The sequence below is a fragment of the Citrobacter sp. Igbk 17 genome, assembly GCF_028069775.1.
Taxonomy (GTDB): domain Bacteria; phylum Pseudomonadota; class Gammaproteobacteria; order Enterobacterales; family Enterobacteriaceae; genus Citrobacter.
The window spans coordinates 15,500-39,039 of the sequence record NZ_JANEWI010000018.1; the positions used below are offsets into that span (position 1 = coordinate 15,500).

Annotated in this window: 23 protein-coding genes; 14 read left to right on the top strand and 9 right to left on the bottom strand. The window is 51.6% G+C overall.

Annotation, left to right across the window (positions count from 1 at the left end):
* The first annotated feature begins 53 nt into the window (after window positions 1-53).
* On the top strand, window positions 54-278 hold the full coding sequence (locus tag NNO08_RS12420; protein WP_003020276.1) for a YdcH family protein: 225 nt from the start codon (window positions 54-56) through the stop codon (window positions 276-278).
* 66 nt (window positions 279-344) lie between these two features.
* On the opposite strand, the gene alr is transcribed toward NNO08_RS12420, so the two are convergent.
* The gene (gene alr / locus NNO08_RS12425; RefSeq protein ID WP_271456827.1) at window positions 345-1,571 is read right to left on the bottom strand and encodes an alanine racemase; all 1,227 of its coding nucleotides are present in this window, start codon (window positions 1,569-1,571) and stop codon (window positions 345-347) included.
* 219 nt (window positions 1,572-1,790) lie between these two features.
* On the opposite strand from alr, the gene rimL reads away from it, so the two are divergent.
* A complete protein-coding gene (gene rimL / locus NNO08_RS12430; RefSeq protein WP_271456828.1) occupies window positions 1,791-2,336 on the top strand; it encodes a 50S ribosomal protein L7/L12-serine acetyltransferase in 546 nt (181 codons plus the stop codon).
* On the opposite strand, the gene ydcK is transcribed toward rimL, so the two are convergent.
* Entirely contained in the window at window positions 2,328-3,308 is a 981-nt protein-coding gene (gene ydcK, locus NNO08_RS12435) for a YdcK family protein (RefSeq protein WP_271456829.1), read from the bottom strand. The genes rimL and ydcK overlap by 9 nt on opposite strands.
* 113 nt (window positions 3,309-3,421) lie before the next feature.
* Here ydcK and tehA point away from each other — a divergent pair, with 113 nt between their 5' ends.
* From tehA to NNO08_RS12450, 3 genes are all read left to right on the top strand, one after another.
* The gene (tehA, locus tag NNO08_RS12440) at window positions 3,422-4,423 is read left to right on the top strand and encodes a dicarboxylate transporter/tellurite-resistance protein TehA (RefSeq protein ID WP_271454712.1); all 1,002 of its coding nucleotides are present in this window, start codon (window positions 3,422-3,424) and stop codon (window positions 4,421-4,423) included.
* The gene (gene tehB / locus NNO08_RS12445; RefSeq protein ID WP_271456830.1) at window positions 4,423-5,019 is read left to right on the top strand and encodes a tellurite resistance methyltransferase TehB; all 597 of its coding nucleotides are present in this window, start codon (window positions 4,423-4,425) and stop codon (window positions 5,017-5,019) included. The genes tehA and tehB overlap by 1 nt, the downstream gene beginning before the upstream one ends.
* 156 nt (window positions 5,020-5,175) lie before the next feature.
* Window positions 5,176-5,844: a DUF3313 domain-containing protein gene (locus NNO08_RS12450; protein WP_137381800.1), complete on the top strand. Its 669-nt coding sequence runs from the start codon at window positions 5,176-5,178 to the stop codon at window positions 5,842-5,844.
* A gap of 37 nt (window positions 5,845-5,881) precedes the next feature.
* Here NNO08_RS12450 and NNO08_RS12455 read toward each other — a convergent pair whose 3' ends face one another.
* Window positions 5,882-6,790, bottom strand: a complete 909-nt coding sequence (locus NNO08_RS12455; protein WP_271456831.1) for a DMT family transporter — start codon at window positions 6,788-6,790, stop codon at window positions 5,882-5,884.
* Between the two features lie 184 nt (window positions 6,791-6,974).
* Here NNO08_RS12455 and NNO08_RS12460 point away from each other — a divergent pair, with 184 nt between their 5' ends.
* Window positions 6,975-7,844, top strand: coding sequence for a helix-turn-helix domain-containing protein (locus tag NNO08_RS12460; RefSeq protein WP_271456832.1), 870 nt, complete (start codon window positions 6,975-6,977; stop codon window positions 7,842-7,844).
* On the opposite strand, the gene NNO08_RS12465 is transcribed toward NNO08_RS12460, so the two are convergent.
* Complete coding sequence (locus NNO08_RS12465; protein WP_271456833.1) at window positions 7,827-8,993, bottom strand: benzoate/H(+) symporter BenE family transporter; 1,167 nt, start codon at window positions 8,991-8,993, stop codon at window positions 7,827-7,829. The two genes, NNO08_RS12460 and NNO08_RS12465, sit on opposite strands and share 18 nt — an antisense overlap.
* A 104-nt stretch (window positions 8,994-9,097) precedes the next feature.
* Here NNO08_RS12465 and NNO08_RS12470 point away from each other — a divergent pair, with 104 nt between their 5' ends.
* On the top strand, window positions 9,098-9,634 hold the full coding sequence (locus NNO08_RS12470) for a helix-turn-helix domain-containing protein (protein WP_271454708.1): 537 nt from the start codon (window positions 9,098-9,100) through the stop codon (window positions 9,632-9,634).
* Between the two features lie 79 nt (window positions 9,635-9,713).
* The gene (locus NNO08_RS12475) at window positions 9,714-11,675 is read left to right on the top strand and encodes a peptidase U32 family protein (protein WP_271456834.1); all 1,962 of its coding nucleotides are present in this window, start codon (window positions 9,714-9,716) and stop codon (window positions 11,673-11,675) included.
* Here NNO08_RS12475 and NNO08_RS12480 read toward each other — a convergent pair.
* The 4 genes from NNO08_RS12480 to NNO08_RS12495 form a co-directional block, all read right to left on the bottom strand.
* Window positions 11,672-11,902, bottom strand: a complete 231-nt coding sequence (locus tag NNO08_RS12480; protein WP_005126741.1) for a DUF2554 family protein — start codon at window positions 11,900-11,902, stop codon at window positions 11,672-11,674. The genes NNO08_RS12475 and NNO08_RS12480 overlap by 4 nt on opposite strands.
* A gap of 188 nt (window positions 11,903-12,090) precedes the next feature.
* On the bottom strand, window positions 12,091-12,216 hold the full coding sequence (locus tag NNO08_RS12485) for a DUF2474 domain-containing protein (protein WP_124021191.1): 126 nt from the start codon (window positions 12,214-12,216) through the stop codon (window positions 12,091-12,093).
* Window positions 12,216-13,226, bottom strand: coding sequence for a cytochrome d ubiquinol oxidase subunit II (cydB, locus tag NNO08_RS12490; protein WP_271456835.1), 1,011 nt, complete (start codon window positions 13,224-13,226; stop codon window positions 12,216-12,218). The genes NNO08_RS12485 and cydB overlap by 1 nt, the downstream gene beginning before the upstream one ends.
* Window positions 13,226-14,629 (bottom strand): cytochrome ubiquinol oxidase subunit I, encoded by a 1,404-nt coding sequence (locus tag NNO08_RS12495; protein ID WP_271456836.1) that lies wholly within the window; start codon window positions 14,627-14,629, stop codon window positions 13,226-13,228. The genes cydB and NNO08_RS12495 overlap by 1 nt, the downstream gene beginning before the upstream one ends.
* Window positions 14,630-15,039: 410 nt before the next feature.
* Here NNO08_RS12495 and NNO08_RS12500 point away from each other — a divergent pair, with 410 nt between their 5' ends.
* The 6 genes from NNO08_RS12500 to patD all read left to right on the top strand — a co-directional run bounded on the left by NNO08_RS12500 (window position 15,040) and on the right by patD (window position 22,146).
* Complete coding sequence (locus NNO08_RS12500) at window positions 15,040-16,449, top strand: aminotransferase-like domain-containing protein (RefSeq protein ID WP_271456837.1); 1,410 nt, start codon at window positions 15,040-15,042, stop codon at window positions 16,447-16,449.
* 328 nt (window positions 16,450-16,777) lie between these two features.
* On the top strand, window positions 16,778-17,923 hold the full coding sequence (gene ydcS, locus NNO08_RS12505) for a putative ABC transporter substrate-binding protein YdcS (RefSeq protein WP_271456838.1): 1,146 nt from the start codon (window positions 16,778-16,780) through the stop codon (window positions 17,921-17,923).
* Between the two features lie 16 nt (window positions 17,924-17,939).
* The gene (locus NNO08_RS12510) at window positions 17,940-18,956 is read left to right on the top strand and encodes an ABC transporter ATP-binding protein (RefSeq protein WP_271454706.1); all 1,017 of its coding nucleotides are present in this window, start codon (window positions 17,940-17,942) and stop codon (window positions 18,954-18,956) included.
* A complete protein-coding gene (locus NNO08_RS12515; protein WP_005126750.1) occupies window positions 18,957-19,901 on the top strand; it encodes an ABC transporter permease in 945 nt (314 codons plus the stop codon).
* On the top strand, window positions 19,891-20,697 hold the full coding sequence (locus NNO08_RS12520) for an ABC transporter permease (protein ID WP_005126751.1): 807 nt from the start codon (window positions 19,891-19,893) through the stop codon (window positions 20,695-20,697). Before NNO08_RS12515 ends, NNO08_RS12520 begins: the two co-directional genes overlap by 11 nt.
* 21 nt (window positions 20,698-20,718) lie before the next feature.
* The gene (patD, locus tag NNO08_RS12525; RefSeq protein WP_271456839.1) at window positions 20,719-22,146 is read left to right on the top strand and encodes an aminobutyraldehyde dehydrogenase; all 1,428 of its coding nucleotides are present in this window, start codon (window positions 20,719-20,721) and stop codon (window positions 22,144-22,146) included.
* A gap of 190 nt (window positions 22,147-22,336) precedes the next feature.
* On the opposite strand, the gene NNO08_RS12530 is transcribed toward patD, so the two are convergent.
* The gene (locus tag NNO08_RS12530) at window positions 22,337-23,464 is read right to left on the bottom strand and encodes a multidrug effflux MFS transporter (protein ID WP_271456840.1); all 1,128 of its coding nucleotides are present in this window, start codon (window positions 23,462-23,464) and stop codon (window positions 22,337-22,339) included.
* Window positions 23,465-23,540 lie beyond the last annotated feature (76 nt).

Genomic DNA, 23,540 nt, shown 5'->3' on the forward strand with positions numbered 1-23,540 from the left:
GCTGATCATGTGTATTTCTTATACACATTCTTTACCACTAACAGGGAGAAAGTATGTTTCCAGAATACAGAGACCTTATTTCCCGACTGAAATCCGAGAATCCTCGTTTTCTGTCCTTATTCGAAAAACACAACAGCCTTGATCATGAGATTTCCAGACTGGAAGGTTCGGATGGTCGGGGATACAGTTTGGACATTGTTCGTCTTAAGAAACAGAAACTCCACCTGAAGGAAGATTTGCTCAAAATTTTGCAAAGAGAGAGTGTCAGTGAGAGCTAAATAGTACTGTGCTCACTGTGTACAAGGGCTTCCAGCGAGAAAAGGAAGCCCTTCCTGTTTCAGGCGTTAATCGACCATCACGCGTTTGTTTGTCGCCCCCCAGAGGATCGACATTTCAGTGAACAGCGCGCCGCTAATTTCTTCGACTTCTTCTGCGCTCACCTGCGCATTTCCCTGTTTTCCGAATAACACCACTTCATCGCCGGATGCAACCTGCGGTAGATCGGTCACATCAACAATCACGGTATTCATGGATGTTTTACCCAGCACAGGAACCCGCTGGCCGTGGATCAGTACGTGCCCCACGTTACTGAACACACGACGATATCCATCAGCATAACCCGTCGGAATATTGGCAAGAACGGAATTACGTTTAAGGGTATAGGTTCTGTCATACCCGACGGTATTTCCTTTGGGGTAATGGTTTACCGACGCGATTGCGGATTTAAACGTCATGACGCGTTTGTATTCGGTGCTGGCAATGGTATCGCCATAAAAAATACCGCCAACACGCACCATGTCGAGCCAGGATTCAGGAACGGTCAGGGTGGCGAACGTATTCGCGACATGCAGGGTGACATCTTCGCGCTTAAGCCCGGTAATATTGAGTACCTGGGCCGATTGCGTATTGAAACGGGCCAGATCGCGTTTCACCACCGCCGCATCTTCTTCCGGGAAATGCGACATGATGCCAACAATTTTCAGACCGGGTAACGCGGAAATAGCGCGGGCCTCTTCCAGACCTGACGCGGTGCTGACTTCCAGACCGTTTCGTGACATACCGCCAGAGTTCAGAGCGAGATGGATACGAATCGTTTTCCCTTTCTCCAGGGCAATTGCACTCAGTCGTTTAGCCATATCCAGATTACCAATCAGCTCTTCGGTATCAAAATCCGCCGCCTGGCGCATCTCTTTTTCCGTCGCGTTGCGAACGCGCATTAGCTGCGATGTATAACCTGACTGACGAACGGTGCTAATTTCCTCGTTGCTGGCGATGCCAATACACTGCACACCGTTTTGCATCATCACCGGCGTAACCAGTGAGAGATCGTGTCCATACGCATCGCCTTTAAGAATGGCGCACATCCGGGTTTTGTCTCCCAACAGTTGCTGAACTTTATGAATGTTATATTCCAGCGCGCTACGGGAAATTTCCAGCGTGGTATTATCCACAACCTGCTGTTTGTTTACGGCAAAGGGGACAGGACCCGCTTGCGTGGTGGGGACGGGTTGGTGACAGGCGGTAATCAGTAAAAGCGGAATAAGTGCTAAACGACCCAAAGGTGCTGCCATGCTTGCTCCTTAGCAATAGAATGAAAGTGTTGTTGTCATCATTACGGCCTATCCATGCATGGGATAACCGGACATCCAGAGTAACGACTTCCGCGCCAGAGATTGTTTCTAAGTGATTGCTGTTACAGCATAAAAATATGACATCCCTGGCGATAAACAGATTAATATCGGCTACTGCCAGTCAGAAATCCCCCGTTTACAATCGCAAAGGAGATAAACATGTCAGAAGTTATTACCGTCAGTGACACGCTGGAACTGCGGGCAGTGGAAGAACAACACGTCACGCCTTTGCATCAGTTGGTGCTCAAAAATAAAGTTTGGCTCCAGCGGTCGCTGAACTGGCCGCAGTTTGTCGAATCTGAGGACGATACGCGTAAGAATGTGCAGGGGAATATGATGTTGCACCAGCGTGGCTACGCCAAAATGTTCCTTATCTTCAAACAAGGTGAAGTGGTTGGTGTTATCTCGTTTAACCAAATAGAACCGTTGAACAAAGCGGCTTATATCGGCTACTGGTTGGATGAAGGTCATCAGGGACAGGGCATGATGTCCCGGTCGCTACAGGCATTGATTCATCATTATGCCCAGCGTGGCGAGATCCGTCGGTTCATTATTAAATGCCGCGTGGATAACCTGGAAAGCAACCAGGTGGCGCTGCGCAACGGTTTTCAGCTGGAAGGATGTTTAAAGCAGGCGGAGTTTCTCAATGATGGCTATCACGATGTGAATCTCTATGCCCGTATCATTGATAGCGTTTCAGAATAAACCGGCGAGGGGGGTGCGCGTAATACGCTGTTCGCCGTTGATAACTTTTGGCCCGCGCAGATGGATTGCATCGCCATCAAAGGCTTCAACGTGGGCCTGACCGGTTATCTCAATATGATGCTCGATCAGCACTTCCCCCAGAATACAGGCGTGACCTTCAATCAGGATGTGACCATCCAGCAAGAGTGGCCCGCCGCGTAATTTTGCATGCCCCCCGACCAGCACATGGTGTTTCAGGATACAGTTACCTTCAACCACGGCATGCTCAGCCACTTGTGAGCTATAGCGCAGGGTCGGTATCGCATCCTCATCGGTGCCAGCGATGATGCGGGCGTTACCGTATACCTTCGCACAATCGCAGATCCAAACGTTATTTTCCTCATTACCCTCGATGCGAGCACAATCAAAAACTTCGGCGCGGTGTTCAATAAAGGCGTAGTCAATGGTCGCATCGCCATAGATCTGCACCTGATGCACAATGCGTGAGTGGTTTACGGTTGCGCGATCATATATTTGTAGGGGTTGGTCACTTTCACGGGTTAACCCTTTGGCGGCGATGACTTCGGAGCCTCCCAGAACACGTGCATCACCCGACAGAATACACTCGCCACGTACAACAGAGTCCTGAATGGTGACGTTGTCACGTATTTGTGCGCCATGGCTAATTTCAGCCCGATCTATCCATACGGCACCGCCAATCTGTGCGCCTTCTCTGACCACGCTGGCCTGCGTAATACGGGCATTTCCTGAAATGGTTGCCCCCGCAAATGCCATCGCATTCTCATCGTAAATCCAGCAATTACCGCACTGCGCCAGTACGGCTTCATCATCAATCCAGCCTCCAGGCGTGCCAGCCGGAACATCATTAAAATCAATCAGTGCAATTATCTGGCGTAGTAATACGCTTCTTTTGTTGCCATTATCCTGATAACTGAAGGAGCGAGGCTCGTCGCTCAGACGGTATTTGGTCATAGCTCATTTCCGTGTTGCGCACCTTAGTTAAACGTAGCAAAGTTTTCCGTACTGGCTAAATCGCCATAATTTCCATAAAATGCATTTCAAATATACTTTAAAAAATAAACAAAATGAGTAATAACAAGCATAGTGATCGGGTCCTTAATCTTCCGGCCGGTTATTTTGGCATGGTACTGGGCACCATAGGCATGGGATTCGCCTGGCGATATGCCAGTCAGGTATGGTCGGTGAGCCACTGGATTGGCGATGGGTTAGTCATCCTGGCGATGGTTATTTGGGGTCTGTTAACGTTGGCTTTTCTGACCCGTTTAGTCCGTTTTCCCCAGAGTGTGCTGGCAGAAATTCGCCATCCGGTGATGAGCAGTTTTGTCAGCCTTTTTCCGGCAACAACCATGCTGGTCGCGATTGGTTTTGTTCCCTGGTACCGCCCGTTAGCCGTCGGGTTATTTAGCATTGGCGTGGTGATACAGCTATCGTACGCGGCCTGGCAAACGGCAGGCCTGTGGCGAGGTTCGCATCCCGAGGAGGCAACCACGCCGGGGTTGTATCTGCCAACCGTCGCCAATAACTTTATCAGCGCGATGGCCTGCGGTGCGCTCGGCTATAACGATGCCGGACTGGTATTTTTAGGGGCAGGGGTTTTCTCCTGGCTTAGCCTTGAACCGGTGATCCTGCAGCGTTTACGCAGTTCTGGTGAGTTGCCCGCGGTATTACGTACGTCGCTGGGTATTCAACTGGCACCCGCGTTAGTGGCCTGTAGCGCATGGCTTAGCGTCAACGGCGGAGAGGGCGATACGCTGGCGAAAATGCTGTTCGGCTATGGCCTGCTGCAGCTGCTGTTTATGCTTCGGCTGATGCCGTGGTATCTGTCCCAGCCGTTTAATGCGTCTTTCTGGAGCTTCTCGTTCGGCGTGTCGGCGCTGGCAACCACAGGGCTACATTTGGGACATGCCAGTGAATCGGGATTTTTCCATACGCTGTCGATTCCACTGTTTATTTTTACCAATTTTATCATTGCGTTATTACTGGTACGTACGTTTGCATTGCTGATGCAGGGGAAACTGCTCATCCGCACGGAGCGTGCTGCATTACTGAAATCTGAGGATAAATAATGACCCTTTGCGACGAAAACTACTTTACTGAAAAATACGATCTCACCCGGACCCATTCCGAGGTTGTTGAAGCGGCCAACATTGTCCCGCCAGGTAAAACACTGGATCTGGGCTGTGGCAATGGCCGTAACAGTCTGTATCTGGCGGCAAACGGCTATGACGTCACTGCGTGGGATAAAAATCCCATGAGCATCGCTAATCTTGAGCGCATCAAAGCGGCTGAAGGGTTGACCAATTTGCAGACGAACGTCGCAGATCTGAATGCACTCAGCTTTGATGGCGAATATGACTTTATTCTGTCTACCGTGGTGCTGATGTTCCTGGAAGCGAAAACGATCCCAGGGCTTATCGAAAATATGCAACGTTGCACGAAACCGGGTGGATATAATTTAATCGTAGCGGCAATGGATACCGATGATTTCCCGTGCACCGTCGGTTTCCCGTTTGCATTTAAAGCAGGTGAATTACGTCACTATTACAGTGGATGGGATCTGCTGAAATACAATGAAGACGTGGGTGAACTTCATCGTACAGATGAAAATGGCAACCGCATTAAACTGCGCTTTGCCACCATGCTGGCGCGTAAAACTGCCTGAACATCCCGTCTGGCTTAACTCTTTCTGCGTTCAGCATTTTTTTGTGCTGAGCGCAGAGAAAAAATTGTGCGGTCGTTACCATTTTTAGTACATCCAAAATGAAACTGTTTTGCTATCCTTTTTATGCATCATTGCGAAAACTAAAGGGATCGTTTCATGCGTACTCAAACTTTATTTAAAGTTGCAGTGCTTACTGGTCTGTTGGCATTATCGGGCTGTGCGTCAAAAGTGACGCAGCCGGATAAATATTCTGGGTTTTTAAAAAATTATTCTGACCTGAAGGAAACAAAATCAGCAACGGGACAACCGGTACTTCGTTGGGTTGACCCGAACTATAATGAATCCAAATATGACAGTATCGTGTATAACCCGATAACGTATTACCCGGTTCCTAAACCTACTACGCAGGTAGGACAGAAGGTTCTTGACCAACTGTTGAACTACACCAACACGCAGATGAAAACGGCCATCAGCAAGCGCAAACCTCTGGTGGCAACACCAGGGCCACGCAGTCTGATTTTCCGCGGGGCAATCACCGGTGTTGCGACCAGCAAAGAAGGTCTGCAATTCTATGAAGTGATCCCGGTTGCGCTGCTCGTTGCAGGAACACAAATGGCGACGGGTCACCGTACCATGGATACCCACCTTTATTTTGAGGGTGAGCTGATCGATCCGGCAACCAATAAACCTGTGATTAAAGTTGTGCGTCAGGGTGAAGGTAAAGACCTGAACAACGAAAGCACGCCAATGGCGTTCGAAACGTTGAAGAAAGTTGTTGATGACATGGCGACAGATGCCTCCATGTTTGATGTGAACAAAAAATAATAATGAAGAACGCACCATCTGCGGATGGTGCGTTTTTTTATGCCACTCGCCGACGGTACAACAGTTTTCCCATCAAGGCTTCCGGGCGTGCAAACATCACCAGATTTCCCAGCAAAATCAGCACTAAACCGGCAATCGCGTTAGCCTGCCAGACATACCCTTCATACAGCGTTGACAGCGTGAGCGCCACCAGAGGGAAAAGCAACGTACTGTAAGCGGCCTTACTCGGACCGATGCGTCCTACCAGTGTGAAATAAGCGCCAAAGGCAATTACAGAGCCAAAAATAGCCAGATACAACAGTGCGCTAAGGTAGCTAAACGTCCACTCCGGTGTGAAGTCATCACCGCGAACCAGTGCAATGGTGGCAATCAGCAAGGTACCGTACAGCATGGCCCAGCTGTTGGTGGTCATCACCTCCAGTCCTTTTTTCTGATGACGCAGGCTTATCATATTGCCCAGGGAAAAACCAAACGTTCCCAGAGCGCTTAAACCAATACCCAGCAGAAGCGAGTGATTCAGGCCGCTATTGACCAAATCCTGCCAGAACAGGGTGATGATACCCGTCAACCCCAGCGCCGCGGCGAAATAAAAGCGTAGCGGTGGTTTTTGACCAAAAAATACAAAACTATTCACCGCATTAAACAGCACGGCCATCGAGAAAATTACTGATTCCAGACCGGTGTTAATCCAGGCCGCTGCCGTGTAAAAACACCAGAAATTGAAGCAAAAAACACAGCCGCCCTGTAACAGACAAAACAGATGGTCGCGCCCGGAGAGCTTACGCAATTTGCCGCTGAACAGCAGGAGAAGGATCATCACCGAGCTGGCGACCGCAAAGCGCCAAAAGATAGAGACCGGAGCAGCAACGGGCCCTTGCTGCAGGTAAATGGCAATCCATGTCGTTCCCCATATCACGACCACCAGGCAGTACAACAATGCGTTCATACATCTCTCTCATTTTTGTATTTAAGCGCACAGAGTGGCATGACTGGCTGGGGTTGGCTTTCATCTGATTGCGGTCGACTTGCAAAATCTTGCGCTTTTTTCTCGCAAACATGAAAAGGAGGCTGTTAACAACATGTCGCTGATATAGACTGAAAGCCTGCTAACTTATTCTGAATGTGATGGTATGTCTCAGCCCTATGGCGCCTTTGAAAACTTACGCAAACATAATGCCGTGCTGCATGAATCGGTTGCGTTACATTCAGGTATCCAACTGGCGGCGTGGTCAAACAAACGCGACACCATTACCCAATATTGCGATCACCACACACTCAGCTTATATGTCGCGGATGGCTACGAGAGCTATCACAAGACGGCTGGGGGCTGGAAAAACGGCGGCGGCCCGGATCGCTTCTGCCTGATGCCGAAAGACAGCGAATCCAGTTGGGACATTCGTGACGATCTCTCCTTTGTACATCTTTATTGTACCGACGCGCATCTACGGGAAGTGGGTGAGAAAGTGTGGGACAAAAGCCCTTATAGCTTCACGCTGGACGAACACACGTTCGGCAGCGATCCGGGGATCACGGCGGTTTATCGCCAGTTTTTACTGGGTAATGACTGGCAGCAACCGGCTAATCACCTGACGCTCAGTGCGGCATCTTCGCTGTTACTGACGCACCTGATTCAGCATTACAGCAATGTTCAATGGCGGCCGCCGGTGGTAACTGGTGGGCTTGCGCCAGCGACATTGCGCAACGTGCTGGCCTATATTGACGCACATCTGGCCTACCCAATGACCCTCAGCGATTTGGCTGGCGAAGCGGCACTGAGCGATTTCCACTTTGCCAGAATGTTTCGCCAGTCGATGAATATGGCCCCGCATCAGTATGTTATGCAGCGTCGTATGGCGCTGGCGCAGCAACTGGTCTGTTATTCTTCACGTAGTTTGTCAGATATCGCAATGGCTTGCGGATTCAGTTCAGCAAGCCATTTTAGCAACCGGTTTAAGCAGGTGACGGGCAAGACGCCAACGCAATTACGTGCGTCGCGATAACCTCAGCACGGCATAACATATCCCTCCGGCGATTAATCCCCAGAACGCAGAACCGATCCCCAATAAAGTCAAACCACTGGCAGTAACCAGAAAGGTGACGATGGCAGCATCTCGCTCAGCTTCATGAAGCAATGCCTGATACAGACTACCGCTAATCGTACCGAGCAAGGCCAGCCCAGCCAGCATCTGGATCCAGCTTGCCGGCAAAGCGGCCATCAATCCGGTTACCGACCCACCAAACACCCCGGCCAGAAGGTAGAACATTCCGGCAGCGGCAGCGGCTAACCAGCGTCGCCGGGCATCCGGATGCGCATCCGGACTCTGGCAAATTGCAGCGGTGATGGCGGCAATACAGATGGAGTAGACGCCAAAGGGAGAAAACAGTAACGCCAGCAGCCCCGTGAAAATAATCAGCGGTGAAACGGGCAAGGAATAACCTGACGCTTTCATGGTGGCAATACCCGGGGCATTTTGTGACGCCATGGTGACCAGGAAGAACGGCACTGCGATGCTGATACTGTATGCAAGAGAAAAGTGAGGGGCGATGAATTCAGGCATCACCGGAGATAAATCAATGTCATTAGTGACAATGTCACCTTTTAGCAGTGCGATGGCAATACCCACCAGCATGGCAGCAATGACGGCGTATCTGGGGGCGACAACTTTTAGCACCAGCCACGCCAGCAGCATGCTGCCGCACAGGAGAAGTTCATTATTAAGGCTATTGAATGCCTGCAAACCAAAACGCAGTAGGATCCCGGCCAGCATTGCCGATGCCAGTGAGTGTGGGATTATCTGCATCAGACGTGCAAACAACCCCGTCACACCACACAGGACTATCAACGCGTTAGCAACAATAAAAACGCCGATAGCATCCTGAATGGTCACGCCTTGCAGACCCGTAACCAGCAGCGCAGCACCAGGCGTAGACCAGGCGGTCAGGATGGGAGCACGATACCACACTGACAATGCCAGCGTACTCGCGCCCATCGCGATTCCCAGTGCGGTCATCCAGCCAGCAATCTGCCCGGTTGTTGCGCCTGCGGCTATCGCCGCTTGCCAGATGATGGCTGCTGAGCTTGCATAGCCGACCAGCACGGCAACAAAACCAGATAAAACGGTGGGCAAAGGGATTGATAATGTGCGCATAGCGACTCCGCGTGCGTTATAACGGTCATTCACTGTAGCACTGTGCGTTATAGCGTACAAGTGATAAGCTGATGAACAGAAACAGGAGATAGAGGAAGGTGACAATGGACAATTTAACCCACTATCTGGCTACCACGCTCCGGACATTACGTCACCAGCGGGAATGGAGTCTGTCGCGTCTGGCAGAAGAAACGGGTGTATCTAAGGCCATGTTGGGACAGATAGAACGCAATGAATCCAGTCCAACAGTGGCGACGCTATGGAAAATTGCCACCGGACTGAACGTGCCGTTTTCGACGTTTATTTCACCACCAGAGTCAGCAGGCACAGCGACGTTTGATCCCCAACAGCAGGCAATGATAGTGACACCGCTGTTTCCATGGGACCCACAACTCTGCTTTGACCATTTTTCAATATTGCTGGCACCGGGGGCGTTGAGCGAATCTACCCCGCATGAAACCGGTGTGATTGAGCACGTAGTGGTGATTAGTGGCCTGCTGGATATGTGCATTGATGGGCAGTGGCGAACCATCAAATCAGGTGAGGGTGTCCGTTTTGCGGGGGATACTGCACATAGTTATCGTAACAGTGGCGAACAGACGGTTCACTTTCATTCCCTGATCCATTACCCACGCGGTTAATCGGGAAAACTATTCCGAAATGCCGCGCTTCTGACTACAATAGCCGCCATTTTTACCGCTTGTGGATGGTAACAACTGTATGCGCCAGCAACCTCATCACCTTGAATTGTTAAGCCCGGCTCGTGATACCGCCATTGCGCGCGAAGCCATTTTGCACGGCGCGGATGCCGTATACATTGGCGGCCCCGGTTTTGGTGCGCGTCACAACGCCAGTAACAGCCTGAAAGACATCGCTGAACTGGTGCCATTCGCTCATCGATATGGGGCGAAAATCTTTGTGACGTTAAACACGATTTTGCATGATGATGAGCTGGAACCTGCTCAGCGGTTAATTACCGATTTGTATCAGACGGGTGTTGATGCGCTGATTGTGCAGGATATGGGGATTATGGAACTGGATATCCCGCCGATTGAACTGCATGCCAGTACCCAGTGTGATATTCGCAGCGTTGAGAAGGCGAAGTTTCTTTCTGACGTCGGATTCACGCAGATTGTACTGGCGCGCGAACTGAGTCTTGAGCAGATTCATGCGATTCATCAGGCGACGGACGCGACGATCGAGTTTTTCATCCACGGTGCGTTATGCGTTGCTTATTCAGGCCAGTGTTATATCTCTCATGCGCAAACCGGGCGCAGCGCTAACCGCGGCGACTGTTCACAAGCCTGCCGACTACCGTATACCCTGAAAGACGATCAGGGCCGGGTGGTGTCGTATGAAAAACACCTGCTGTCGATGAAAGATAATGATCAGACCGCCAACCTCGGTGCATTGATTGATGCCGGAGTACGTTCCTTCAAAATTGAAGGGCGCTACAAAGACATGAGCTATGTGAAGAACATCACTGCACATTATCGGCAGATGCTGGATGCCATCATCGAAGAACGCGGCGATCTGGCACGTTCATCCGCAGGTCGCACTGAGCATTTCTTCACACCATCTACAGAGAAAACGTTCCACCGCGGCAGCACTGACTATTTTGTCAATGCCCGTAAAGGCGACATCGGCGCATTCGACTCACCTAAATTCATTGGCTTGCCAGTGGGTGAGGTACTGAAGGTGGCGAAGGATTATCTTGATGTCGAGGTGACGGAGCCACTGGCAAACGGGGATGGCCTGAACGTATTGATTAAGCGTGATGTGGTTGGATTCCGTGCCAATACTGTAGAAAAAACGGGGAATAACCGTTATCGGGTATGGCCGAATGAAATGCCATCGGACCTGCACAAAGTGCGGCCGCACCATCCGCTCAATCGCAATCTCGATCATAACTGGCAGCAAGCGTTAACCAAGACATCCAGCGAACGCCGTGTCGCGGTTGATATTGAATTAGGTGGCTGGCAGGAACAGTTGATCCTGACGTTGACCAGTGAAGACGGCGTGAGTATCACCCATACGCTGGATGGCCAGTTTGAAGAAGCGAACCATGCCGAAAAAGCGTTGAGTAATTTGCAGGATGGTCTGGCAAAACTTGGACAGACGCTGTACTACGCCCGTGATATTCAGGTGAATCTGCCGGGGGCGCTGTTTGTTCCGAATGGTCAACTCAACCAACTTCGCCGCGAAGCCATCGACATGCTGGATACCGCGCGTCTGGAAAACTACCAGCGTGGCAGTCGTAAGCCCGTTGCCCAGCCGGCACCGGTCTATCCGCAGACGCATTTGAGTTTTCTGGCAAACGTCTATAACCATAAAGCGCGTGAGTTTTACCACCGTTATGGTGTCCAGTTGATTGATGCAGCATATGAAGCGCATGAAGAAAAGGGCGATGTTCCGGTGATGATTACCAAGCATTGCCTGCGTTTTGCATTCAATCTGTGTCCGAAACAGGCAAAAGGGAATATCAAAAGCTGGAAAGCCACACCGATGCAATTGGTAAATGGTGATGAAGTGTTGACGCTGAAATTTGATTGCCGACCGTGCGAAATGCACGTTATCGGCAAGATGAAACACCACATTCTGAAAATGCCGTTGCCGGGCAGCGTAGTGGCTTCTGTCAGCCCTGATGAGCTGATGAAAACACTGCCGAAGCGGAAAGGCTAACTCAGGTGTGTATCTGGCTTGCGTGATTTTTGCCAGTGATGGTGTTCGCGTAGATCGGCGGCGGATTCTTCCGCCGTCACTCTTAGCTCATCGCTGTCTGCCGTGTGGCGTAACAAATGATCGGCATCCTGTACCTGAAGATATTCATGTCCCTGATGAGTAGCGAAAAGCTGGCCGGAGAAAAGCGCGCTGGCCAGCAATAACACCGTTAACCCTTTCTTAAACATCATGCACCCTCTGGCACGTTAGCTGTGGACGTAGCGATAATTTCGCCGGGTGACTATTCAATAATTTAATTGCCGTAAAGGCAATCGTCCGTTGCATAAAATCGAGAGTTATTGCGCGTTTGTTTAATAAGTGAGGGCGGTGAGTTCGCCGGGAAGTGCAGGCGCCGCCCGGCTTTTATTCATGTTTATCAGGATTTAAAGCCTGCCGCGGTCATCAGCAGGCGAAAGAACATACCGACGGCGGCCAGCGCTAATACGCTTCCCCCCCACAGGATCACCAACCACATCAGACGTTTCCAGATTGATTGTTCCATCAATGATACCCCTCACCATGTTGAACTTTGCCGCGAAAGACGTAGTAGCTCCAGAAGGTGTACACCAGAATGATTGGGATAATCAGTAGCGCTCCCACCAACATAAAGCCCTGGCTTTGCGTCGGCGCCGCGGCCTGCCAAAGGGTAATAGACGGCGGAATAATATGTGGCCAGATACTGATCCCCAGACCGCTGAAACCGAGGAAAATTAAACCCAGCGTCAATATAAATGGCAGGGCATGACTATGTTGCTGACCCAGAGAACGCCACAGCCACAGGCTGATGAGTGCGACCAGCAGCGGAACCGGCATCAGGAACCACAGATTTGGCAGGCTAAACCAACGATCGGCAATCGCACTGTGTGCCAGTGGTGTCCACAAACTGATAATGACAATGACGACCAGCAGCGCCAGCAGCAGTTTTTTTGCCACATTGCGCATTTTATCCTGTAGCGGGTTTTCGCTTTTCATTACCAGCCATGTTGCGCCAAGCAGCGCGTAGGCCACGACCAGCCCCAGCCCGCAAAACAGCGTGAAAGGCGTTAGCCAGTCAAACGGTCCACCGCTGTAGCTGCGGCCAGTAACGGAAAATCCATTGAGGACCGCACCCACGACTACCCCTTGGGTAAACGTGGCAAGAATTGAACCGCCCAGAAAGGCTTTATCCCAGAACGGTCGGTGTGCAGGCGTGGCTTTGAAACGAAACTCAAAGGCAACGCCGCGAAAAATCAGGCCAATCAGCATCAGGGTGAGTGGGATCGTCAGCGCATCGACAATCACCGCATAGGCCAGAGGAAATGCGCCAAATAATCCTGCGCCGCCCAGTACCAGCCAGGTTTCATTCCCATCCCATACTGGTGCGACGCTGTTGACCATCACGTCGCGGTCATCAGCATCCTGAATGGCGGGGAATAAGATGCCGATCCCAAGATCAAAGCCGTCCATCACGATATACATCAGCGTGGCGAACACGATAATAACAAACCAGATAACTGATAAATCAATACCCATTAGCGATGAGCCTCAGCTTGAGAATCGAGGACCGCAGCGGAAAGCGGCCGTGCCGGTGTGCCAGTTGGCGGAAGGGTCGGGTCATCTTCCTGTGGCCCTTTACGGATCAGGCGAATCATGTAGCTATAGCCCACACCGAAGACCGAACTGTAAACCACAAAGAAGGCCAGCAGACTGATGCTCATATGCAAATCACCATGTGCGGAAACCGCGTCCGCTGTGCGTTGCAAACCGTAAACTACCCACGGCTGACGACCAACTTCAGTGGTGACCCAACCGGCCAGAATAGCGATCAGACCAGACGGCCCCATCCACAGCGCGAAACGCAGGAAGGGACGTGAGGTATACAGGCGTTGCTTGTAACGTAACCACAAGGCGAATGTGCCCAACAGGATCATCAGCATGCCAAGCCCCGCCATGATGCGGAACGACCAAAACACCATGGTGGAATTGGGCCGGTCTTCTTTAGGAAACTCTTTTAGCGCCGGGACCTGTTTATCCAGGCTGTGAGTCAGAATTAGACTTCCCAGCGCCGGAATTTCCAGCCCATAGCGGGTACGCTCTTGCTCCATATCTGGCCAACCGAACAGTAGCAACGGAGTGGGTTCGCCGGGCGGGTTTTCCCAGTGCCCCTCGATGGCGGCAATTTTGGCAGGCTGATGCTTAAGCGTATTCAACCCGTGCATATCGCCAATCAACGCCTGCAACGGGGCGACGATTAACGTCATCCACAGCGCCATAGAAAACATGGCGCGAATAGCCGGGGTGTTATTCCCGCGTAATAAATGCCATGCCCCTGACGCTGCGACAAACAGCGCGCTGCTCAGGAAGGCGGCGACCGACATATGCAGCAGGCGATAAGGGAATGACGGGTTGAAAATAACGGCAAACCAGTCCACAGGAACGACCTGTCCATTGACGATTTCATAGCCCTGTGGGGTCTGCATCCAACTGTTGGAGGCCAGTATCCAGAAGGTCGAAATAATTGTCCCCAGCGCAACCATGCAAGTCGCGAAGAAGTGCAGGCCTGGCCCCACACGGTTCCAGCCAAACAGCATGACCCCGAGGAAACCTGCTTCGAGGAAGAAAGCGGTTAACACTTCATAGGTCAGTAGTGGCCCGGTGATGCTCCCGGCAAACTCGGAAAAACCGCTCCAGTTAGTACCGAACTGATAAGCCATCACCAGCCCGGACACGACGCCCATACCAAAGTTTACGGCGAAGATTTTGGACCAGAAATGATACAGCGAACGCCAGGTTGGATTTTTGGTTTTCAACCAGAGACCTTCCAGCACCGCCAGATAGCTGGCAAGACCGATAGTAATGGCCGGAAAAATGATGTGAAAGGATACCGTAAACGCGAACTGGATCCTCGCCAGGTGAAACGCGTCAAGACCGAACATGCTTAACTCCGCAGGCAAAATTGATTTGGCGCAATTCTAAGCCCCTGGCGGAATGTGGGGCAGAAACAGAACAGTTCTTTTTAACCATAACAGTTGTGCAGCTGTTATAGGTCGCACGATCTGATATGCAATCTGGTCACCGCATTTGAATTTTACTTCGACGATAATGAGTTTATCCCGTGGCCTGCGGTGATTGACGGTGCTGATTACTATGTGAACATCACCTGTTTATTCGCCTTAAAGCACACCCCGAAAATTGATTCTGTACAGATAGCTGCCCGGGCCTCAGGCAAAGATCTTTTGCCAACAATGTTGTAAAACTGTTAACTATAACAGTTCTGAAAAAATCGTTATTTATGTAGACTGATATATACAGAGGTTGTCACCGATACCGAATATCAGGATGAAAAATGAAGAAGTACCAGCGACTGGCGGAGCAAATTCGCGATCAAATCGCGTCTGGCGTATGGCAACCAGGCGATCGGTTGCCCTCTTTGCGTGAGCAGGTGGCAAGCAGCGGGATGAGTTTTATGACCGTGGGGCATGCCTACCAACTGCTGGAAAGTCAGGGGCGGATCATTGCCCGGCCACAGTCGGGTTATTATGTTGCTGCACGTCCCGAGCGCGAAGCCGCCGTGCCGCAGATACAGGTCATGCGCGATGAAGCCGTGGATATCAACACCTACATCTTTGACATGCTGCAGGCCAGTCGTGATGCATCAGTGATGCCGTTTGCATCCGCTTTCCCCGATCCGCGCTTATTTCCGCTTCAGCAGCTTAATCGTTCGCTGGCTCAGGTGAGTAAAACGGCTACCGCCATGAGTGTTATCGAAAACCTGCCGCCAGGAAATGATGAACTGCGTCATGCGATTGCCCGTCGATATGCACAACAGGGAATGACCCTTTCTCCGGATGAAATTGTAATCACCACCGGCGCGCTTGAAGCGCTTAACCTGAGCCTGCAGGCCGTCACTGAGCCGGGGGACTGGGTGATTGTCGAAAACCCGTGTTTTTACGGCGCATTGCAGGCTCTGGAGCGATTGCGCCTGAAGGCGTTGTCCGTTGCCACCGACGTTAAGGAAGGAATCGACCTTGTCGCACTGGAGCAGACGCTACAGGAGTACCCGGTCAAAGCCTGCTGGCTGATGACCAACAGCCAAAACCCACTGGGTTTTACGCTCAGCGCAGAGAAAAAAGCCCATCTGGTCGCATTATTGGAAAAATACAATGTGATGCTGATTGAGGATGATGTTTACAGCGAACTCTATTTTGGCCGGGAGAAACCGCTGCCGGCTAAAGCCTGGGATCGAGGGGACAGGGTGTTGCACTGTTCATCGTTCTCGAAATGTCTGGTCCCCGGCTTTCGCATCGGTTGGGTTGCTGCCGGGAAACATGCCCGTCGAATTCAGCGGCTCCAGTTGATGAGCACCTTATCCACCAGTTCCCCCATGCAGCTTGCGCTGGTGGACTACCTGTCGACCCGGCGTTATGACGCGCATTTGCGACGGCTGCGTCGTCAGCTGGCGGAACGCAAACAGCAGGCCTGGCAAACGTTGCTGCGTCATCTTCCGGCAGAGGTCAAAATACACCATAACGACAGCGGTTATTTTCTGTGGCTCGAACTGCCAGAACCGCTGGATGCGGGAGAGCTCAGCACCCAGGCACTGGCACACCACATCAGCATTGCGCCAGGTAAGATGTTTTCAACCTCAGGGACATGGTCACGTTTCTTTCGTTTTAATACCGCATGGCACTGGGGTGAACGCGAAGAACAGGCGGTTAAGCAGCTTGGAAAATTAATTCGCGAGATGATGAAATAAAACGGAATGTGCTATTCAATATAAAAGAATAGCGCATTCTTATTTTAGAAATAGTGAATGTTAAACCCTGATGTTATTTATATCAGGTGCCACCATACGAAATATCAATAGTTCTTCCAGGTGCCACCTTGGCACCTAACTCCTTGTCTATACTCCAGAAGATTAAATCACCTTGCTAAACACGTGGCGTAATGAGCGTTAGCTCACAACCTGATTAAATTTCCTTGCGCCAGCAGGAACGCTTTCAACACCCCGACTATTTTTAGGAAAGGACATATATTTACGGCAAGGCTGCCGCTCAATATTTTTTCGACAGGAGTAAGACGTTATGAGCAAGCAATTTGCCCTCAGTAGCTTGTGTGCACTCAGTATGACGCTGATGACAGCCCAGGCAGCCGAACCCCCAACATCATTAGATAAACCGGAAGGGCGCCTGGATATTATTGCCTGGCCGGGTTATATCGAACGTGGACAAACCGATAAACAATATGACTGGGTTTCACAGTTTGAGAAGGAAACCGGTTGTGCCGTCAATGTTAAAACAGCGGCCACATCAGACGAAATGGTGAGCCTGATGGCGAAAGGCGGCTATGACCTGGTGACGGCGTCTGGCGATGCTTCACTGCGCCTGATTATGGGCAAACGTGTCCAGCCTATAAATCCTGCGCTTATCCCAAACTGGAAAATTATCGATCCGCGTGTGGTCAAAGGAGAATGGTTTAACGTCGGGGGGAAAGTTTACGGCACTCCGTATCAATGGGGGCCCAACTTGCTGATGTATAACACCAAAATTTTCCCAACACCGCCAGATAGCTGGAACGTGGTGTTCGTCGAGCAAAAACTTGAAGACGGAAAAAGCAATAAAGGGCGAGTCCAGGCGTACGATGGTCCGATCTATATCGCCGATGCGGCGCTGTTCGTCAAAGCCACTCAGCCGCAGTTGGGTATCACCGATCCCTATCAGCTGACCGAGAAACAGTATCAGGCGGTCACCAAAGTCCTGAGCGATCAGCACGCACTGATCCATCGCTACTGGCATGACACCACTGTACAAATGAGTGACTTCAAAAACGAAGGTGTGGTGGCATCAAGCGCCTGGCCTTATCAGGCTAACGCCCTGAAAGCTGAAGGCCAGCCAATTGCCACGGTTTTCCCGAAAGAGGGCGTCACCGGTTGGGCTGACACCACCATGCTGCATAGCGAAGCGAAGCATCCTGTTTGTGCTTACAAATGGATGAACTGGTCATTAACCCCGAAAGTTCAGGGCGACGTCGCTGCCTGGTTTGGATCTCTGCCGGTAGTCCCTGAAGGTTGTAAAGCCAGCCCGCTGCTGGGCGAAAAAGGCTGTGAAACCAACGGCTATAGCTATTTTGACAAGATTGCTTTCTGGAAAACGCCAATCGCAGAAGGTGGAAAATTCGTTCCTTACAGTCGCTGGACGCAGGATTACATCGCCATTATGGGCGGTCGTTAATTCCGCTGGGGGTTTTATGACGTACGCAGTGGAGTTTCATAATGTCTCGCGTCTGTACGGGGATGTTCGTGCAGTTGATGGGGTAAGTATTGCAATTAATGATGGTGAGTTTTTCTCTATGCTGGGGCCATCCGGCTCCGGCAAAACGACCTGTCTGCGCATGATTGCAGGGTTTGAACAGCTTTCGGGCGGTTCAATTAAAATTTTTGGTAAGCAAGCCAGTGAATTACCGCCCTGGGAACGGGACGTCAATACGGTGTTTCAGGATTACGCACTATTCCCGCATATGTCGATTCTCGACAACGTGGCTTATGGGCTGATGGTGAAAGGCATTGATAAAAAGCAGCGGCATGCCAGGGCGCGAGAAGCGTTAGATAAGGTTGCGCTCGGCTTTGTCTATGAGCGCAAGCCATCACAACTCTCTGGTGGACAGCGTCAGCGTGTCGCGATTGCCCGTGCGTTGGTCAATGAGCCTCGCGTTTTACTGTTGGATGAGCCACTCGGTGCGTTGGATCTCAAGCTACGCGAACAGATGCAACTGGAGCTGAAAAAACTCCAGCAGTCACTCGGCATCACCTTTATCTTTGTCACCCACGATCAGGGTGAGGCGCTGTCGATGTCCGATCGTGTAGCGGTATTTAACAATGGTCGTATCGAGCAGGTGGATTCACCCCGCGAACTCTACATGCGTCCGCGCACGCCGTTTGTGGCGAGTTTTGTGGGGACGTCAAACGTCTTTGACGAAGCGATGTCGGCAAACGTCTGCGGGTTGCAGGGGATGTTCTCGCTGCGCCCGGAACATATTCGGTTAAATGATATGGGGGGCGAGGTTCAGGCTCGGGGGGTCATTCAGGCGGTGCAGTACCAGGGGGCGGCGACGCGTTTTGAGCTGAAACTTGCGGGCGGTGAAAAATTGCTGGTGAGCCAGGCGAACCTGACGGGAGAAATGCTGCCGTCGACGCTGTCGCCGGGTCAGCAGGTGATGGCATCGTGGTCACGCGATGTCATGGTTCCGCTGATAGAGGAGAGGTGAATGGCTATGAACGTCATACATTCGCCCGCACAGCCGACAAAGCTGAACCGTATCTCGGGGTTCTTCTGGCGTAATCCAGGGCTTGGGCTGTTTTTGCTGCTGCTCGGGCCGTTGATGTGGTTTGGCATCGTCTACTTTGGATCGTTGCTGACGCTGTTGTGGCAAGGTTTTTACACCTTCGACGATTTCACTATGTCGGTGACGCCAGACCTGACGCTGGCGAATCTGCAGGCGCTGTTTAATCCGGCCAATTACGACATCATTGTACGAACGTTGACAATGGCGGTGGCGGTGACGATTGCCAGCGCCATTCTGGCGTTCCCGATGGCATGGTATATGGCGCGCTATACCAGTGGCAAAATGAAAGCCTTTTTTTACATTGCCGTCATGTTGCCGATGTGGGCGAGCTATATCGTCAAAGCCTATGCGTGGACGCTGCTGTTAGCGAAAGACGGCGTGGCGCAGTGGTTTTTAACCCATCTCGGGCTGGAGCCACTGTTGACCGCTTTCCTCACTTTGCCTGCTGTCGGCGGTAATACGCTGTCAACATCGGGATTAGGGCGCTTTTTGGTTTTTGTCTACATCTGGCTCCCCTTTATGATCCTGCCGGTTCAGGCTGCTCTGGAACGGCTTCCACCCTCGCTTTTGCAGGCATCGGCTGATTTGGGTGCGCGCCCTCGTCAAACCTTCCGCTATGTGGTTTTCCCGCTGGCAATACCCGGTATAGCCGCAGGTTCTATCTTTACTTTCTCACTGACGCTCGGTGACTTTATTGTGCCGCAACTGGTGGGACCGCCGGGATATTTCATCGGCAACATGGTGTATTCGCAACAAGGGGCTATCGGCAATATGCCAATGGCGGCGGCATTCACTCTGGTGCCAATTGTCTTAATTGCACTGTATCTGGCGTTCGTGAAGCGTCTGGGAGCTTTCGATGCACTCTGAACGCGCACCCTGGTTACTCAAACTGGCAGCATGGGGAGGGGTTCTTTTTCTGCACTTTCCCATCCTCATCATTGGCACCTATGCTTTTAATACAGAGGAGGCTGCTTTTAGTTTTCCGCCGCAGGGACTGACACTGCGTTGGTTTAGCGTGGCGGCGCAGCGTAGCGATATCCTTGAATCAGTGACGTTGTCACTTAAAATCGCTGCGTTGTCGACAGCAATCGCTCTGGTACTGGGTACGCTGGCGGCGGCTGCACTATGGCGCAGGGATTTTTTCGGTAAAAGCGCAATATCGCTGTTGCTGCTGTTGCCGATTGCGCTGCCGGGCATTATTACCGGCCTGGCACTGCTGACGGCATTTAAGACCATCAACCTGGAGCCGGGTTTTCTCACGATCGTGGTGGGTCATGCGACGTTTTGCGTGGTGGTTGTCTTTAACAACGTCGTGGCGCGTTTTCGCCGCACCTCATGGAGTCTGGTTGAAGCGTCTATGGATCTTGGCGCCAACGGCTGGCAAACCTTTCGTTATGTCGTGCTGCCCAATCTGGCATCAGCACTGCTGGCGGGCGGTATGCTGGCGTTTGCCTTGTCGTTTGATGAAATCATCGTGACAACGTTCACCGCCGGACATGAAAGAACACTTCCTCTGTGGCTGCTCAATCAACTGGGCCGTCCACGAGATGTGCCTGTTACCAACGTTGTGGCATTGCTGGTAATGCTGGTAACAACATTGCCAATTTTAGGGGCCTGGTGGCTAACGCGTGAAGGCGACACCGTCGCCGGAAACGGTAAATAAACGACGATATGGGAAATTGCTATGCAACATCAATTACTGATTAACGGTGAGCTGGTCAGCGGTGAAGGTGAAAAGCAACCAGTTTATAACCCTGCCACTGGTGAACTTATTCTGGAGATTGCTGAGGCGTCAGCCATGCAGGTTGATGCCGCAGTGCGCGCGGCAGACAACGCGTTTGCCGCCTGGGGCCAAACCACGCCGAAAGTGCGTTCGGAGCTGTTGTTAAAGCTGGCGGATACCATTGCAGATAATGCACAGACCTTCGCGGAGCTGGAATCGCTCAACTGCGGTAAACCGCTACATTGTGTGCTTAATGATGAAATTCCGGCCATCGTGGATGTTTTCCGTTTCTTTGCGGGGGCAGCGCGCACCCTGCAAGGACAGGCCGCCGGGGAATATCTGGAAGGGCATACTTCCATGATTCGTCGCGATCCGTTAGGTGTGGTGGCTTCCATCGCGCCCTGGAACTATCCGCTCATGATGGCGGCATGGAAACTGGCTCCGGCACTGGCCGCCGGCAACTGTGTGGTGATTAAACCTTCAGAAATTACCCCGCTGACGGCGCTTAAATTGGCGGAATATGCGAAAGATATTTACCCGGCAGGCGTGATTAACGTTCTGTTTGGCCGTGGTAAAACGGTGGGCGATCCGCTGACCGGTCATGAAAAAGTACGCATGGTTTCACTGACCGGCTCAATTGTGACCGGGGAACATATTATCCAGCATACTGCGCCTTCGATTAAACGCACGCATATGGAGCTCGGTGGGAAAGCCCCGGTGATTATTTTTGATGATGCCGATCTTGATGCGGTGGTCAGTGGTGTACGGACCTTTGGGTACTACAACGCCGGACAGGATTGCACTGCTGCGTGTCGAATCTACGCGCAAAAAGGCATCTATGATGCGTTGGTCGAAAAACTCGGCGCCGCCGTTGCCAGCCTGAAAATTGGCGCACCGAATGATGAAACGACAGAACTAGGACCGTTAAGCTCACAGGCGCATCTTGACAGGGTAGTAAAAGCGGTTGATGACGCGAAAGCGCTCGGACACATCAAGGTCATCGCCGGCGGCAAAAAAGTGGAGGGTTCAGGTTACTATTTTGCGCCAACGTTGCTGGCGGGCGCGAAACAGGAAGATGCTATTGTGCAGCGCGAGGTCTTTGGTCCGGTGGTCAGTGTTACCGTCTTTGATGATGAAGATCAGGTCCTGGCGTGGGCCAATGATTCGAAGTATGGACTGGCATCGTCAGTCTGGACGCGGGATGTTGGTCGCGCGCACCGACTGAGCGCCCGGCTGCAGTATGGCTGTACCTGGGTCAACACCCACTTCACTCTGGTGAGTGAAATGCCGCATGGGGGACAAAAACAATCAGGCTATGGCAAGGACATGTCGGTCTACGGACTGGAAGATTACACGGTGATTCGCCATGTCATGATCAAGCATGAGTAATATCTTAAACCGTTGACGGTAAAAGGGGCACGGATAGCTAAATATCGACAAACGTGTCTCTATACTATGCGCGCCACTGGCCTCGTCGCCATCGGACGGCGGTAAGTTGGAAATATCCGCGAGGTCAGGCTAATTTGCACATAATCAGGCCCCGGCACAATGTCGGGGCCTGATTATTTAGGTGATTGTTCTAACGACGGCACAGGCTACATAGCCAGGCGATGAACGCACAGACAGTCAGAACCAGTCCCAGTTGCTGCACGATACCCGCTAACCCTAACATCATTCCCAATAACAGGTAGTAGCATAATCCGAACAGAGCCCCCGCGGCCCCGGCCTGTTCACGATAGTGATGCAGAGCCTGACTCAGCACATTGGGGATCGCGATGCCATAGGCAACAACAACCCCGACCACAGGCAGCAGAATCCAGACTGAATGCTGTAGCCACCATGCTGCGAGACCAGACAGCAGCGCTAAAGCACAGGCATGGCGCATCAGATATTCCGATGACAAACCGATCATTAACAGCTTGCGATTCAGCAGGCTGCCTGAGAGTGACGCGAGGGCAAGCAAGAATCCCGTCCATCCAAATGCTCTGGAACTCCATCCTAACTGTCCGAAAAGAAACGGGGCCAGGCTGTAATAGCTGAATAGCATGGTATTCAACAGTGCAACCAGCATGGCATTTTTCCACAGTGTACTGTCCCTGACCATGCGGGAGACCAGTCCCGTTAATTGTGGTCGGCGCGTCGTCTCCGGCCGTGTTTCCGGCAATAAGGCTGCGGTTAGCATTAGCAACAGTATCGCCAGCAATACCAGCGCAGTAAAAACGCCCGTATGACCGTATAGACTGACTAACCAACCTCCGCTCACCAGACCAAAAACCGGGCTGATTGCCAGTGCTGCGCCCATAATGGAAAAAATGCGGGACAGTGTTGTTGATTCATAACTGTCCCTCAACATAGTCTGCACCACCACAGACCCGGCGGCCGCGCCAATGGCTGATACCATACGGGCCAGCAGCAAGATGCTGAAATCAGTGGCAATAACCGCCATTACGGAACCCGTCCCGTAACAGAGGAGTCCAGCCATCATTGCCCTGCGCCGTCCAATGCAGTCGCTAAGCCAGCCCCACAGTGCAACCCCCACGGCAAAGGCGACAAAATAAACGGAAAGTGTTTGAGCCGCACGTTCACTGCTTATTTGAAAAAACGTGGCGATATTTGGCAATGCCGGGCTGTAAATGGTTTCCACCAGTTGTGGAAACATAATCAGTAATGTGAGAAGCCATAAAGGCGGTCGATGAGTCATATTCATAACAATATCCAGAGAAACAAAAAACTTGGGGGGATTATTGCTGAATAGAAAATGTCTAATTACCATTATCAGGACT